This window comes from Methylosinus sp. R-45379, assembly GCF_001644125.1.
Taxonomy (GTDB): domain Bacteria; phylum Pseudomonadota; class Alphaproteobacteria; order Rhizobiales; family Beijerinckiaceae; genus Methylosinus.
On sequence record NZ_LUUM01000201.1, the window covers coordinates 98,303 to 114,019 of the forward strand.

General features: G+C 65.1%; 11 protein-coding genes. 6 read left to right on the forward strand and 5 right to left on the reverse strand.

Features of this window, described 5'->3' with window-relative positions:
• Positions 1-173: 173 nt before the first annotated feature.
• Positions 174-2,441: a phosphoenolpyruvate--protein phosphotransferase gene (ptsP, locus tag A1351_RS08745; protein WP_024880467.1), complete on the reverse strand. Its 2,268-nt coding sequence runs from the start codon at positions 2,439-2,441 to the stop codon at positions 174-176.
• A 330-nt stretch (positions 2,442-2,771) separates the two neighbouring features.
• Between ptsP and A1351_RS08750 the strand changes: the two genes are divergently transcribed.
• The 3 genes from A1351_RS08750 to A1351_RS08760 all read left to right on the forward strand — a co-directional run bounded on the left by A1351_RS08750 (position 2,772) and on the right by A1351_RS08760 (position 9,066).
• Positions 2,772-5,612, forward strand: a complete 2,841-nt coding sequence (locus A1351_RS08750; RefSeq protein ID WP_051465428.1) for a sensor domain-containing phosphodiesterase — start codon at positions 2,772-2,774, stop codon at positions 5,610-5,612.
• Between the two features lie 221 nt (positions 5,613-5,833).
• Positions 5,834-7,972: an NAD-dependent DNA ligase LigA gene (gene ligA, locus A1351_RS08755; RefSeq protein ID WP_064032783.1), complete on the forward strand. Its 2,139-nt coding sequence runs from the start codon at positions 5,834-5,836 to the stop codon at positions 7,970-7,972.
• A gap of 86 nt (positions 7,973-8,058) precedes the next feature.
• Complete coding sequence (locus A1351_RS08760) at positions 8,059-9,066, forward strand: methyltransferase (protein ID WP_064032784.1); 1,008 nt, start codon at positions 8,059-8,061, stop codon at positions 9,064-9,066.
• Positions 9,067-9,119: 53 nt separating this feature from the next.
• Here the strand turns inward: A1351_RS08760 and A1351_RS24640 are convergent, their stop codons facing one another.
• The gene (locus A1351_RS24640; protein ID WP_157096214.1) at positions 9,120-9,755 is read right to left on the reverse strand and encodes a hypothetical protein; all 636 of its coding nucleotides are present in this window, start codon (positions 9,753-9,755) and stop codon (positions 9,120-9,122) included.
• A 137-nt stretch (positions 9,756-9,892) separates the two neighbouring features.
• A complete protein-coding gene (locus A1351_RS08770) occupies positions 9,893-10,765 on the reverse strand; it encodes an invasion associated locus B family protein (protein WP_064032786.1) in 873 nt (290 codons plus the stop codon).
• A 125-nt stretch (positions 10,766-10,890) separates the two neighbouring features.
• Here A1351_RS08770 and A1351_RS08775 point away from each other — a divergent pair, with 125 nt between their 5' ends.
• Positions 10,891-11,310 carry a hypothetical protein gene (locus A1351_RS08775; protein ID WP_064032787.1) on the forward strand — a complete coding sequence of 140 codons (420 nt, stop codon included), beginning with the start codon at positions 10,891-10,893 and terminating at the stop codon, positions 11,308-11,310.
• Here the strand turns inward: A1351_RS08775 and A1351_RS08780 are convergent.
• Positions 11,305-12,810, reverse strand: coding sequence for a methyltransferase domain-containing protein (locus tag A1351_RS08780; protein WP_064032788.1), 1,506 nt, complete (start codon positions 12,808-12,810; stop codon positions 11,305-11,307). The genes A1351_RS08775 and A1351_RS08780 overlap by 6 nt on opposite strands.
• 104 nt (positions 12,811-12,914) lie before the next feature.
• A complete protein-coding gene (gene ubiG, locus A1351_RS08785) occupies positions 12,915-13,688 on the reverse strand; it encodes a bifunctional 2-polyprenyl-6-hydroxyphenol methylase/3-demethylubiquinol 3-O-methyltransferase UbiG (protein WP_024880460.1) in 774 nt (257 codons plus the stop codon).
• 293 nt (positions 13,689-13,981) lie between these two features.
• Here ubiG and A1351_RS08790 point away from each other — a divergent pair, with 293 nt between their 5' ends.
• Both A1351_RS08790 and A1351_RS08795 read left to right on the forward strand, forming a co-directional pair.
• Positions 13,982-15,214: an aspartate kinase gene (locus tag A1351_RS08790; RefSeq protein WP_024880459.1), complete on the forward strand. Its 1,233-nt coding sequence runs from the start codon at positions 13,982-13,984 to the stop codon at positions 15,212-15,214.
• Positions 15,215-15,285: 71 nt separating this feature from the next.
• On the forward strand, positions 15,286-15,696 hold the full coding sequence (locus A1351_RS08795) for a DUF2267 domain-containing protein (protein WP_024880458.1): 411 nt from the start codon (positions 15,286-15,288) through the stop codon (positions 15,694-15,696).
• Positions 15,697-15,717: the final 21 nt, after the last annotated feature.

The window sequence follows — 15,717 nt, forward strand, 5'->3', positions numbered from 1 at the left end:
AATCGACGCGTTCACCCTCGGGAGGGTCGGATGGCGAAGCCATCCGGGGTGGGGTTCCCCGCGAAAGACTCGGCGGAAACACCCCCTCCCGATCGCCTTCGGCGCTCGACCTCCCCCCTCGAGGGGGAGGTGGAAACGCCTCTCCCGGCCAGCTTTCGCGTTTTGGCGCATGCTCAAACCGGAATATCGCGTGCGGCGGCGAATTCGCGCAAAGTCTCGCGCAGGCTCGGCGCGCCGTCCTCCCTGGCGAGCAGCGAGGCCAGGAAAACCTCCGCCTCGTCGAGATTGACGGCGAGAATCATCGCCTTCACCGGTCCGATCGACGACGGCGACATGGACAGCGAGCGATAGCCGAGCGCGAGCAGCGCCAGCGCCTCCAGCGGACGGCCGCCCATCTCGCCGCAGAGCGTCACCGTCTTGCCGGCGCGCTTGCCCGCGGCGGCGATGCGCTCCAACGCGCGCAGCACGGGGGTGGAGAGCGTGTCGTAGCGCTTGGAGACGCGCGTGTTGTCGCGATCGGCCGCATACATATATTGCACGAGATCATTGGAGCCGACCGACAGAAAATCGGCGCGCGCGGCGATGCTGTCCAGCTCCCACAGCAGCGAGGGCACCTCGACCATGGCGCCGAGCTGCACATCGGTCGGCGGCATATGGCCGTGGCGCTGGAGATGCGCGAGCTCGCGATGCGCGATCGCTTTGGCCGCCTCGAATTCCGCGACATTGGCGATCATCGGAAACATGATGCGCACGTCGCGTCCGCCGGCCGCTTTCAGCATGGCGCGGATCTGCATCCGCAACAGGCCCGGCCGATCAAGGCCGATGCGGATGGCGCGCCAGCCGAGCGCGGGATTCTCCTCCTCGATCGTCGCCATATAGGGCAGGATTTTATCGCTGCCGATGTCGAGCGTGCGGAAGGTCACGGGGCGGTCCTGCACGGCGTCGAATACCGCCTTATAGAGCAGGAACTGCTCGTTCATGCGCGGGAAGCGTGGCGCCAGCATGAATTGCAGCTCGGTGCGGAACAGGCCGATGGAGCGCGCGCCGGTCTCGTGCAGATGCGGCACGTCGACGATGAGCCCGGCATTCATATGCAGCGCGATCTCGACGCCGTCCTTGGTGACGGCGGGCACGTCGCGCAGCTTGGCGTATTGCTCCATACGGCGGGCGCGCAGCCGCGCCTTCTCGCCATAGGCGGTCTGCACATCCGGCGGCGGGCGGATGTGGACGTCGCCGGTCACGCCGTCCACGATGACGGCGTCGCCCGCCTCGACGAGATCGGTCACATTGGCGGCGAGGCCGACCGTGGCGATGCCGAGCGCGCGGGCGACGATGCCGACATGGCTCGCCGGGCCGCCTTCCTCGAGCACGAGGCCGCGCAGCCGCGAGCGGTCGTAGTCGAGCAGCGCGGCCGGCCCCATGTTGCGGGCGATGAGAATGGCGTTCTCGGGGATCGATTCGCGCTCGGCGACATAGCTCTGCCCGGTGAGCTGATGCAGCAGCCGATTGGCGAGATCGTCGAGATCGTGGAGCCGATCGCGCAGATAGGGGTCGGTCTGGCGTTGCAGCTTGGCGCGGGCGTCGTTCTGCACGCGCTCCACCGCGGCCTCGGCCGTCAGGCCGCTCAGCACGGCCTCGTGCAGGCGCCGCACCCAGCCGCGGTCATTGGCGAAGATGCGCACCGCCTCCAGCACCTCGCGATGCTCGCCGGCGCCCATGCGGTCGCCATGGGCGACCAATTCATCGATGGAGAGGCGCATCGCCTCTATCGCCGCATCGACGCGCTGGACCTCCGCGGCGATATCCTCGGCGATGAGCTGCTTCACCACGACGCGGGGCTCGTGCAGCACGGCGTAGCCGAGCCCGACGCCCTCGCACATGGGCGCGCCCTTCACCGCCACCGGGCGGTCGAGCGCGAAGCTCTCCGGCGTCTTGGCGATGGAGCGCAGCTCGCCCGAGGCGATCATCTCGGCGACCAGCATCGCCGTCGTCTGCAGCGCCTCTATCTCCTCCTCGGAATAGATGCGCCGCACGCGGTTCTGCACGACGAGCACGCCGAGCGTGTTGCCGCCGCGCAATATCGGCACGCCGAGGAAGGAGTGGTAGATCTCCTCGCCCGTCTCCGGCTTGTAGGAGAAGGAGGGGTGCTCTTGCGCCTCGGAGAGGTTCAGAGGCTCGGCGCTTTTGGCGATGAGGCCGACGAGGCCCTCGCCGGCGTGCATTGTGGTGAGATGCACCGCCTCGCGATTGAGGCCTTCGGTCGCATAGAGCTCGAGCCGCTGATCGGCGCGCAGCACATAGACCGAGCAGACTTCCGCCACCATATTGGACGCGATGAGCACGACGATCTTGTCGAGCCGCGCCTGCGCGCTCACCGGCTCCGCCATGACCTCGCGAAGCCGGCGGAGCAGCAAGCGGGGTCCGCCGAGAGCGCTACGCATCCAGTTTCCTTAGTTTTCGACAGGCTGTAGTCGCCAGACGAGGGCTCTGCGCGGACGCATCTCCCAAATCTAGAGAACTTCTAAATTTCTGCCCTGTTCCTGTTTCAGCGTATATTGGCCCCGTCCGGCCTCCGCAAGCGCGGCCGCTCGGCCGCCCGCGACACGCAAAGACCATACCGGCTTGCAGAGCGACGACTTAGCCGGTACCAGTCAAAATTCAGACAAGAAGAAATCCGAAAGCCGACCGGTCCGCCCCGCGACAATCGGACTTTTTGGGCCTGCGCGCCAGAGACGAGATTCGTGCCGCTATCCAGATATCTGATCGCCCTAATGTTTCTCGTCCTTTGCGGGTCGCGGGCGCTCGCCATCGATTCCGTGCGCGTGCCGCAGGACGCCGCCGCCATCGACCTCACCCATGCGGTCGAGAAATATTCCTCCGAGGGCGACCGACTGCAGGTGTCGACCGCCCCCGGCTCCGATGGAATCATCCGACGCATCGAAGTGGGCGCCAAGGAAGCAGGCACCCGCCCGAGCTGGATCGTCTTTGCGCTCACAAATGATACGGACGAGCAGCTGGAGCGTCTGATCGTCGCCCCGCATTTCCGCCTTCAGGGGTCGGGAGTGATCTGGCCGGATCTCGGCGCGACGCGCATTTCGGCGATCACCGCGAGCCAAGGGTTCCCGCCGGAGCATGAGGAAAGCGGGGACGCCGATGTTTTTCGCCTGACCCTCGATCCCGGCACGACGATCACCTATGTCGCCGAGCTGCGCACGCCCAATCTGCCGCAGCTCTATCTGTGGGAGCCGGACTCCTACAAGGACAAGGTGACGAGCCTCACCCTCTATAAGGGCATCGTCATCGGCATCGCCGGCCTGCTGGCGCTGTTCCTGACCATCGTCTTCGTCGTCAAAGGCGCGGTGATCTTCCCGGCGGCGGCAGCGCTCGCCTGGTCGGTGCTGGCCTATGTCTGCATCGATTTCGGCTTTTGGGCCAAGATTTTCGGCGTCGATCCCAACGCCGACCGCATTTGGCGCGCCGGCGCCGAGACGGTGCTGTCGGCGACCTTGGTGGTGTTTCTCTTCGCCTATCTCAACCTCAACCGCTGGCATGTGCGCGCCTGGCATGTGGCGGCGCTCTGGCTGCTGATTCTCGCCGATCTCGTCGGCCTCGCCATTTTCGACGCGCCAGTGGCCGCGGGCGTCGCCCGCATCTCGCTGGCAACCGTCTCGGCCGTCGGCTTCGTGCTGGTCCTGTATTTGGCGACGCATGGCTTCGACCGCGCCATCATGCTGATTCCGACATGGTTTCTGCTGCTGCTCTGGGTCTGCGCGGCGGGCTTCACCGTGGCCGGCTGGCTGACCAATGATCTGGTCTCGCCGGCGCTGGTCGGCGGCCTGGTGCTGATCGTCATGCTGATCGGCTTCACCGTTATGCAAAATGCCTTCGCCAGCGGCGGCCTCGCCCATGGCGCGATCTCCGACACGGAACGCAAGGCGCTGGCGCTGACCGGCGCCAATGAGATCGTCTTCGACTGGGACGTGCCGGCCGATTACATCTATGTGAGCCCGGAGGTGGAGGAGCAGCTAGGCCTCGACCGTGGCGGGCTCGAGGGGGCGGCCTCCTCCTGGCTCGCTCTGCTGCATCCTTTCGAGCACGACCGCTATCGCGCCTGCCTGGACGCGCTGCTCGAGCAGCGGCGCGGGCGCATTAATCAGGAATTCCGGCTGCGCGCCGCCGACGGCCATTATTTCTGCTACCGGCTGAGGGCGCGGCCGGTCATCGGGCCGGACGGCGAGGTCATCCGCGTCGTCGGCACGCTCATCGACGTCACCGACGAGCGCAACGCCCGTGAGCGGCTGCTGCATGACGCCGTCCACGACAATCTGACCGGCCTGCCGAATCGCGAGCTGTTTTTCGACCGGCTGGAGGTGGCGCTGGTCTTCGCCGGTCTTGAGGCTGGGCTGCGTCCGACCGTGCTCGCCGTCGATATCGACCGTTTCCGCCAGATCAACGAGCAGGTGGGCGTCGCCACCGGCGATTCGATCCTGCTCACCATCGCCCATCGACTGACCCGGCTCTTGCAGCAGCAGGACACTCTGGCGCGGCTCGACGGCGATCGTTTCGCCATCATCCTCGTCTCCGAGACCGACGTCGACCATGTGATCACGCTCGCCGATTCGGTGCGGCGCACGCTGGCGACGCCGGTGCGCTTCACCGATCGCGAGATTTCGCTGTCGGTGTCGATCGGCGTGGCGCTCTTCGACAAGGAATTGCATCCCGACCGCCACGAAATGCTGGAGGACGCCGAGATCGCGCTGCGCCACGCCAAAAAGCTCGGCGGCAATCGCATAGAGGTGTTCCGCCCGGCGATGCGCGCGCAACGCTCCGATCGGTTGACCCTTGAGGCCGATCTGCGCCGCGCGCTGGAGCGCGGCGAGATCAAGGTGTTCTTCCAGCCCGTGGTGCGGCTCGAGGATCGCACCATCGCCGGCTTCGAGGCGCTTCTGCGCTGGGACCATCCGCGCCTCGGCCAGCTCGATCCGAGCGAGTTCGGCCAGGTCGCCGAGCAGACCGGCCTCGTCGTCGATTTCGGCCTTTTGGCGCTGGAGCGCACGGCCCGCGAGCTGGCCGCCTGGCAGCGCGCGCTCGCCGTCGATCCGCCGATCTTCGCCTGCGTCAATATCGGCTCGCGGCAATTGCTGCGGCACGATCTCTTGCGCGATGTGAAGAGCGTGCTGATGCGCAACGACATCGTCAAAGGCAGCCTCAAGCTCGCGCTCGGCGAGGGGCTGGTGATGGAAAATCCCGAATATGCCGCGCAAATGCTGGGCCGCATCAAGGAGCTGGGCGCCGGCCTCGCGATGAGCGATTTCGGCTCCGGCTATTCCTCGCTCGCCTATCTGCAGAGCTTCCCCTTCGACACGATCAAGATCGGCCGCTCCTTCACGCGCCAGACCGGCAAGGGCTCGCGCGCGGTGATTCTGCGCTCGCTCATCTCGCTGGCGCATGATCTCGGCATGGATGTCGTCGCCGAGGGCGCCGAGACGGAATCGGACGCTATCGAGCTCTATCAGCTCGGCTGCGCCTATGCGCAGGGCTATGCCTTCGGCCGCCCGATCAGCCCGATGGAGGCGCGAAGGCTGGTGGGCGCGGCGCCCGAGGCGGCGTAGGGCTGGGACTCTCCTTCTCCCACTCGGGGAGAAGGTGGCCCGACGAAGTCGGGTCGGATGAGGGTCCTTTCGAATATCCATACGCTTTGCGTCATCGCGCAAATAATCGTAAACGGCGAGATCGGCGCGAGCCCTCATCCGACCCTCGCTGACGCGAGGGCCACCTTCTCCCACAAGTGGGAGAAGGGGCGCGCGCTGGTTTTTGATGCTCGGATGTTGTCATGGCCTCTGATGACGCTCCTTCCCGCAAGCGCGGACCAAGACCGCTGACGCCGATCGAAGATCTCTCGCCGCGGCGGGCGAAGCTCGAATATTCGCGGCTCGCGGAAGAGCTCGCCGAATATGACCGCCGCTATTATCAGGAAGACTCCCCCGCGGTCAGCGACGCCGACTATGACGCGCTGCGCCAGCGCTATGAGGCTTTGGAAAAAGCCTTTCCCGAGCTTTCGTCCGACGTTTCGCTGACCAAGAAGGTCGGCTCGGCGCCGGCGGAGAAATTCGCGAAAATAAAACATGTCGTGCCGATGCTCTCGCTCGGCAACGTCTTCGCGGAGGAGGAGGTCCATGAATTCGTCGCGCGCGTGCGGCGCTTTCTGGGCTTTTCCGACGAGGCGCCGCTCTTCTTTACCGCCGAGCCGAAAATCGACGGCCTCTCCTGCTCGCTGCGCTATGAGAAAGGCGCGCTCGTCTATGCCGCGACGCGCGGCGATGGCTATGAGGGCGAGGACATCACCGCCAACATCCGCACGCTCGAAGAAATTCCGCAGCGCCTGCATGGCGAGAGCTGGCCGGATGTGCTGGAGGCGCGCGGCGAGGTCTATATGCGGCGCGAGGATTTCTTCGCGCTCAATGAGCGGCAGGCGGCGGCGAATAAGCCGCTCTTCGCCAATCCGCGCAATTCCGCCGCGGGCTCGCTGCGCCAGCTCGATCCCAAAGTGACGGCGAGCCGGCCTTTGCGCTTCTTCGCCTATAGTTGGGGCGAGGTGAGCGTCATGCCGTCCGACACGCAATATGGCATGGTGCAGGCGCTGGCGAGCTTCGGCCTGCCGACCAATCCGCTCACCAAAATTTGCGTCAGCGCCGAGGAGATGCTCGCGCATTTCCGCGACATAGAAGCGCGCCGCGCCACGCTCGGCTATGACATAGACGGAGTCGTCTACAAGGTGGATGACATTGGCCTGCAAATCCGTCTCGGATTCGTCTCGCGCGCGCCGCGCTGGGCGGTGGCGCATAAATTTCCCGCCGAGCAGGCCAAGACCATCGTGCGCGGCATAGACATAAATGTCGGCCGCACCGGCGCGTTGACGCCGATCGCGCGGCTGGAGCCGGTGACGGTCGGCGGCGTCGTCGTCTCCAACGCCACGCTGCACAATGAGGACGAGATCGCGCGCAAGGATATTCGCGTCGGCGACACGGTCGTCGTGCAGCGCGCCGGCGACGTCATTCCGCAGATCGTGGAGGTCGTTCTCGACAAGCGGCCGGAGGGGACGAAGCCTTATGAGTTTCCGCATGTCTGCCCGGCCTGTGGCTCGGCCGCGGTGCGCGAGATCGATGAGAAGACCGGCGAGGCAGATGTCGTGCGCCGCTGCACCGGCTCGCTGGTTTGTCCGGCGCAGGCGATCGAGCGGCTGAAGCATTTCGCCTCGCGCAACGCCATGGACATAGAAGGGCTCGGCGACAGGCAGATCGAGGCTTTCTTCGAGGAAGGCCTTATTCGCACGGCCTCCGAAATCTTCACTTTGGCCGAACGAAACCGAGCGAGCCTCACCAAGCTCGAGAATCGCGAGGGCTATGGCGAGACCTCGGTGCGCAATCTCTTCGCTGCGATCGACGCCAGGCGCAGCGTTCCGATCAATCGCTTTCTGTTCGCGCTCGGCATTCGCCATGTCGGCGAGACCAACGCCAAGCGCCTCGCGCGGCATTTCGCCGATTTCGCCAGCCTTCGCGATACTGCGCGCGAGGCCGCGCCGGGAAGCGAAGCGCGCGAGCGCATCGAATCGATCGAAGGCATTGGCGGCGTCGTCGCCGAGGCGCTCTATGACTTCTTCGCCGAGAAACACAATGAGGACGAGATCGAAGCGCTTCTCGCGCATGTGACGCTAGAGCCCATGCCGCAGATCGAGAGCGCCTCGCCCGTCGCCGGCAAGACGGTGGTCTTCACCGGCGCGCTGGAGCGGCTGACGCGCGATGAGGCCAAGGCGCAGGCCGAACGTTTCGGCGCGAAAATCTCCGGCTCCGTGTCGAAAAAGACCGATCTCGTCGTGGCGGGGCCGGGCGCGGGCTCCAAGCTGGCCAAGGCCAAGGAGCTCGGCGTCGAGGTCATCAGCGAAGAGGAATGGTTCACGCGAACGGGACAGTAGGGGCGCGGTCGACCGCCGTCGCGCGAAATGGTAAGACGAGCCGCTATTTTAGATGCGCGCGGCGAGATTCGTTTGTGAGGACAAAGATGAGCCAGCTCTCACCGGAAAAAATCCTCGGTCTCGGCTTCGCCTTTTGGAACTCGAAAGTCTTGCTCTCGGCGGTCGAGCTCGGCCTGTTCACCGTTCTGGCGGAAGGCCCGGCCGACGCCGAAACGCTGCGCGCCCGCCTCGGCCTGCATCAGCGTTCGGCGCGCGATTTCTTCGATGCGCTGGTGGCGCTCGGAATGCTCGAGCGCGAAAACGGCCTCTATCGCAACACGGCGGAGACGGACCTCTTTCTCGATCGCGCCAAGCCGAGCTATGTCGGGCAAATATTGGAAATGTCCAATCTGCGTTTGTTCTCGAGCTGGAACCGCCTCACCGATGCGTTGCGCACCGGCGCGGCGCAGAGCGAGAACGCCGCCGAGGGGGATTTCTTCGGCGCTCTCTACGCCGATCCGCAAAAGCTGCGCGGCTTCCTCACCGCGATGAGCGGCATAAGCGCCGGTCCGGCGCAGGCCATCGCCGCGAAATTCCCGTGGAAGGATTATGCGAGCTTCGTCGATGTCGGCTGCGCGCAGGGCATGGTTCCCGTCACGGTCGCGCGCGCGCATCCGCATCTGACGGGCGGCGGTTTCGATCTGCCGCAAGTGCAGCCGGTGTTCGACGATTTCGTTGCGCAGAACGGCCTATCGGATCGGCTGCGTTTCTATCCGGGCGATTTCTTCAAGGATGAGCTGCCCAAGGTCGACGTCATCGTCATGGGGCATATTCTCCATGATTGGAATCTCGAGGAGAAGCGCCTGCTGCTGGCGAAGGCCTATGAGGCGCTGCCGAAGGGCGGGGCGCTCATCGTCTATGAGGCGCTGATCGACGACGAGCGCAAGACCAACGCCTTCGGCCTGCTGATGAGCCTCAACATGCTGATCGAGACGCCCGGCGGCTTCGATTACACCGGCGCGGATTGTCAGGGCTGGATGCGCGAGGCCGGCTTCTTCGAGACGCGCGTCGAGCATTTGCTCGGGCCGGATTCGATGGTCGTCGGCGTGAAGTGAGCTTTGCGCGAAGCAATCCGGAGCCGCACGACGTCCCTTGCGACGCCGCCTCGTCAATAAGCGAGATATTTTTGGTTGAAGATGTAGACAAGGCCAGAATATCGTTCATCGACCCAGGCGTAGGGTTGATGGATGCCCGCCTGTCCACGACACAGTATCTCGACGAGCCAACCATTCTGGCTCAGCAATCCCGAGCGCGGATCGACGGTGTCGGACGTCGAAAACAGATTGAAAATATTTCTAATTTCATCGAGATCGCAGTGCATGAAAAAGAAGCTGCTATGATCTAATAGCAGTCGAGGTATCGCATTCGAGGTTAGGTTATCGACCTCGATAAATCCGCTGAACAAAATTTCATGCGCTCGGCTGCGCATAACCTCTTCAGAGCGAACGCCATCCGGTAGGGCGACGCCGGCATCCGCCAGACGTCTCCAAAGTTTTTTGTATCGGGTAATGCGGTTGTCTTCCAACCACCCACTATGCGCAAAAAGCACGTGACGTCCGTTGGGGTGTGTCGCCGCTACTCGTGGCGCCATGATGTCCAGTATCTCTGCAGTTACAATTTCTTTGTCCGACCAGTTGTTGTCGACGTATCCGACTGCGCTCAAGCAGCAAGGAAGCTTGTCCGCTATGAAGAATTCGTTGTCCTTCCGAAGATCCTGAACGCTCAAAAATCGCTTGGCGGCCATAACGACGACCTTGTAGAACTAAGTTGAATTTTAGGCTTCGCGTCGAGCCTAAAGCCGCGACAACCCATTATCATTGGCGTTCGTCTCAAAGGATCGATACGCGCTGATCGTGGCGCCGGGTGCCCCGTCGCGCTCGCCTACGGGCATTCCTTCTGCACGCGGCCGAGCGCGTCCGAGAGGCCCTTCAGCGAGTAAGTATCGGTCGTGGCATTGCCCTTGGCGGAGGGCGCCTTGACGATGAGCTTGGAGCCGTTCTTCAGAGCCTCGACGAATTCTTTCTCCTTCGCCGGATTCTTCACCCAGGCGTTGGCGCCTTTGGTCACGAGCTCGAAATTGTCGCCGTCTATGTCGGCGCTGGCGGCGCCGCCGTCCTTGGCCGCGAAGCCCAGAATGATCGCCACCTCATTGCGAACGCCTTCGGCCGGCCGCGTCGAGATGAAGACATAGGCCTTGTCGCGCTGCAGCTTCGCCGGCTGGCGATCCTTCGGCTCGGCGAGCGCATAGCAGGTCTTGTCCTTGCCCTGCCCATGCGCGGTCATGGCGTTCCAATCGCCATAGGAGCCGATGGCGGTCGGCGTCTTGGCGCCGGCCTTCTCCTTCTCGGCCGGCTTGTCCTTGCCGGCTTTGGCGTCCTTGTCCTTGCTCGCCTGGTCCTTGCCGCCTTTGGCTGGCTTGCCGTTCTTGTCCTTGGCGGGCTTGGCGTCAGGCTCCTCGGAATCATCCGCGGCCGCGGCCTTTTTCGCGTCCGCAGGCTTCTTCGCCTCGGCGGTTTTTTTCGCGTCCGCGGGCTTTTTGGCGGCGTCCGGCTTTTTTGCTTCGCCCGGCTTGGCGGGCTCGGCCTTTTTCGCCTCCGGCTTTTTTGCCTCCGACTTGGCGGGTTTCTTCTTATCGGCCTTGGTTTCGGCGGCCGCATCCTCGGCCGCCGGCTTTTCTTTGGCGAGCGCCGGCGCCGCGACAGTGAGGCCGAGGCCGGCGGCGAGAAGGAGGGGGAGGACAGAAGGGCGAATCATAGCGTGAATTCTATCGTCCGAGCCTGTGGCGAACCAGTGGCGGCGTCGCAGATGAAAGCCGATCGCTGGAATGTTTCCTGCTTGGCGCGGGCGCGCGAAAGACGCGCGCGAAACGGGATGTTTCCATGGCCAGACGGCACATTCTCTATATCGAGCGCGGCAAATTGCCGGACCGCGCCGCTCATCAAAAGGCGATCGACGCCGCCAAGATCGGCGTCGCGCTGGATCACGACTACGCGCCCTTCGCCGTCGAGGGTTATCTGCCCTGCACATACGACGGCGAGGACGCCGGCTTCGACATTCGCTTCTCGGAGCGCGACACCGCTGCGGCGCTGTCGTCGGAACTGGCCGCGGCGATCGGCGGCCGCGATGCGCAGATCGCTATCAAATGGTCCAGCGATCCCCGCGAGAAGATCGCGGCGCTGGCCTTCAGCGCCGCGCTCGCCAAGGATTTCGACGCGATCGCCCATGATCCCGACAAGGACAAGATCATCGCCGCCGACGCGCTGCTGAAGCAGGCGAAGGCGGCGCTCGACGAATTATAGAGTTTCGCGCCGCCGCAGCAGGACCAGCCGGCCATCGACCGGCTGGTTGGCCTCTATGCGGATCGTCGTCGCCCGCGAGACGAGCGGGACGAAGTCCTTCTGAGAGAGCGTCTCGATATAGGCCGGGTCATGCGTGAAGCGGCCTGCGGGATCGAGCGTGTAATCCGCGCCGGCGCCGGTCTCGAAGCTGAACGCGAAGACGCCGCCCGGCGCAAGATGCGCCGCCACGCCGTCGAACAGCGCCGAGAGATCGCCGAGATAGATCAGCAAATCCAGCGCGACGACGAGATCGAAGCGCTCGTCGCAGTCGGCCAGGAACGCTTGCGCGTCCTGTTCCACGAGCTGCGCATAGAGCCCGCGCTCGCGCGCTTTTTCCAGCATGCGCGGGGAGAGGTCGACGCCGACGATCTGCGCGCCGAAGCCGGCGAGCATGGGCGCCGCGAGGCCGGTGCCGCATCCGAGGTCGAGAATGCGCGGAAAGCTGCGTGCGGTTTCCGCCAGCAGCGGCTGCAATGTCTCCGGCAGCCGATAGCCGAGCGTCTCTGTGAGATGACGGTCGAAGTCCGGCGCATAGAGATCGAAGCAGGCGGCGATATAGGCCGGCGAGGCGCGCTCGCGCGGCGTCCCGCGTAGCGCGTCGAGATGGAAAGGGATGATCTGATCCTCAGGCGCCGCGCGCAGCAGCGCCTCGCCGAAGCGAATCGCCGCCTCCTTATGGCCGAAGCCGCAGAGAGCGCGGAAGACGGTGCGGCCGATGCGCGCATCCTCCTCCGCGTGAAGCCCGGCGGCGCGCCGGTAGGCGGCGAAGGCTTCTTCGGGCGAGGCTTCCAAAGCCGTTTCCACGCAAGCGGCGAGCGCATATTTGCGGACGATCGCGGCTTCCTCCGGTAGAGCGGCGGCGGCCTGTTCCAGAGCGGCGCGCGCGGCGGCGAACTCGCCGATCAGATAGAGCGTCTGGCCGTAGCAGGCGTAGAGGCCGGGCGTGGCGACGCCGCGATCCAGCGCGCCGCGCAGCAGCGTGACGGCCTCGTCATAGCGGCGGCTCTCGAGGCAGATGAGGCCGAGCCCTGTCGCCGCCTCGGCGCAGGCGGGGTCGAGATCGAGCGCTGCGAGATAGGAATGCTCGGCGGTGGCGGTCTCGCCGATCTCGTTGCAGAGGCTGGCGACGGTGAGCCAGACCTGCACCCGGCTCGGATCGCGCTCGAGCGAGGCGATGAAGCATTGCAGCGCGTCGGCCTTGCGGCCGTCGAGCCAGAGCACAGCGCCGAGATCGGCGAGGAGATGGGCGTCCTCGGGCGTCAGCGAGGCCGCCGTCGTCAGAGCGGCGACGGCGCCGGTCACATCGCCCTCCTGCCAGAGGCCGAGGCCGAGATAGCGCAATGCTTTGACCGGTGATTCGCCGGCGTCCATCATTTCAGCGAAACGAGGAAAGCGCGCGCGCCAGACGCCGAGCGTGTCGATGAGGTCCGGCGGCGACGGCGGAGAAATATGCAGACTCATGCGGCTATGCTCCCGAAACAAACGGGACATAGTCTGCCGCGCGGAGCTGTCGTCAGGCTTGCCTGGCGCGTCATCCGCGCCGAGGCTCGCTCGGACGCGGAACGTCAGCCGTCCTTTTTCGCCGCCATCATGTAATTCACATCGGTGTCGTGGCTCTTGCGCCAGCTGCGCGTCAGCGGCTGGAAGCTCATGCCGGAGCGGTCGATCTCGCGCAGTCCGGCGCGGCGCAGCCAGGCGGATAATTCGTCGGGCCGGACGAATTTGTCGTGGTTGTGCGTGCCGCGCGGCACCCAGCCCAGCACATATTCGGCGCCGAGAATTGCCAGCGCATAGCTCTTCAGCGTGCGGTCTATCGTGGCGAGAAACAGCATTCCGCCGGGCTCGACCAGCGAGGCGAGCGTCGCGATGAAGTCGCTCTGTCCTTCGACATGCTCCAGCACCTCCATGGCGACGACGATATCGAAGCGCGCGCCTTCCGCGGCCAGCGCCTCGGCGGTGCTGTTGCGATAGGCGATGTCGAGGCCGGAGCGTTCCGCATGGCGGCGCGCCACCTCTATATTATTGGGCGCGGGATCGACGGCTGTCACCTTCGCGCCCAGCTCAGCCAGGGATTCGCTCAATATGCCGCCGCCGCAGCCGATATCGACGAGCCGCAGCCCTTCGAGCGGTTGCGCGTCATGACGGTCGCGCGGCGCACCATCCGTGCGGAAATGGCGGCATGCGTGGTCGCGGATGTAGTCGACGCGAACCGGGTTGATGTCGTGCAAAATGCCCATCTTGCCCGAGGCGTCCCACCACAGCTCGCCGAGCCGGTCGAAACGGTCGACGTCTTTCGGGTCGATGCTGGCGGAATGGGGGCGGTCATGATGCTGCGGCACGCTTGTCCTCTTTTGTTCGGCCTCGGCGGCCGCTCTCGCGATCTGGAGCTCTCCCTCGTGCTTCGAGACGGCTCCTTCGGAGCCTCCTCAGCATGAGGGAGAGGATTGCTCCCTTCACCAGTGGCGCTCCTCATGCCGAGGAGCCCGCGTAGCGGGCGTCTCGAAGCACGCGGAACCCCGCCGCGGCGTTGACACCGGCGGCGGGGGCGTCACATATACGCCCGCTTTTGGTCGGATGCGAGCGGCCATCCGGCTCGCCCGAGCCGGGCCCGTGTTTCCAATCTAGGTCGGTCATGGCTCGTCTGGTGATGAAATTCGGCGGCACCTCGGTCGCCAATGTGGAGCGCATCCGCAATGTCGCGCTCCATGTGAAGCGCGAGGTGGAGGCGGGATATAAGGTCGCTGTCGTGGTCTCGGCCATGTCCGGCAAGACCAATGAGCTGGTCGCCTGGTGCAAGGACGCCGCCGCTCTGCACGATCAGCGCGAATATGATTCCGTCGTCGCCTCGGGCGAGCAGGTGACTGCCGGCTTGCTCGCCATCGCCTTGCAGAATCTCGGTCTTCCGGCGCGCTCCTGGCTCGGCTGGCAAATCCCGATCCTGACCAGCGACGCCCATGGCTCGGCGCGCATCCAATCTATCGACGGCTCCGCTTTGCGCGCCGGCTTCGATCGGGGCGAGGTCGCCGTCATCGCGGGCTTCCAGGGAGTTCACCAGCCGAGCGGCCGCATCACCACGCTCGGCCGCGGCGGCTCGGACACCAGCGCCGTCGCCGTCGCCGCCGCCATAGAGGCGGATCGCTGCGACATTTATACGGATGTCGACGGCGTTTACACCACCGATCCGCGCGTCGTTCCCAAGGCGCGGCGCATGGAGCGCATCGCCTTCGAGGAGATGCTGGAGATGGCCTCGCTCGGCGCCAAGGTGCTGCAGGTGCGCTCGGTCGAGGTGGCCATGGTGCATGGGGTCCGCACCTTCGTCCGCTCGTCCTTCGACGATCCGGCCCGTCCCAACAGCGGCACGCTGATCTGCAAAGAGGAGGATATAGTGGAAGCCCAGGTCGTGACAGGCATCGCCTTCTCGCGCGACGAGGCGCAGATCACGCTTCGCCGCGTCGCCGACAAGCCGGGCGTGGCGGCCGCCGTCTTCGTGCCGCTGGCCGAGGCCGGCGTCAATGTCGACATGATCGTGCAGGTCGCCTCCGACGCGACCATGACCGACATGACCTTCACCGTGCCGGCCGCCGAATATGAGCGCTGCCTCTCCATTCTCGAGAAGGCCAAGCCCTCGATCGGCTATGCCGGGCTCACCGGCGCCAAGGATGTGGCGAAGGTCTCGGCGATCGGCATCGGCATGCGCAGCCATGCCGGCGTCGCCGCCCGCGCCTTCAAGGCGCTCGCCGACAAGGGCGTCAATATTCGCGCCATCACCACATCGGAGATCAAATTCTCCGTGCTGATCGACGCCGCTTATACAGAACTCGCCGTCCGCACGCTGCATTCGCTCTACGGCCTCGACGCCGAGTGAGGCCGGCTGCGAATTCGTCGCAATCGCCGCGTAATTGTCGAGACTGAGCTTTTTAAAAATAGGAGCCGAGCATGGAAGAATTGATCGCCCGCATTTCCACAGCGCTCGGCGTCGAGCCCGAGACGGCGCGCCTCGCCGCCGGCCATGTGCTCGGCTTCTTCCGCAAGGAATTCCCGGACGGTCCGGCCGCCGATCTCATCGCCAAGCTGCCCGGCGCCGAGGAGGCGATCGCCGCGGCCGAGGCGGCTCCGGCTGCGGATGGCGGGCTGCTCGGCGGCTTGCTGGGCGGGCTCGGCGGCCTCGTTGGCGGCTCCAAGGGCGATCTGATGGCGCTCGCCGGACGGCTCTCCAGCGTCGGCCTCTCCATGGATCAGAGCCAGGCGCTCGCCAAGGAGTTCTTCGCTCACGCCGAGGGGCTAGTCGGCAAGGAGAAGCTGAAGGAAATTACCGATTCGGTGCCGGGGCTGTCGCAGTTTTTGTGAGACGGCTCTCGTCCGAGCGTC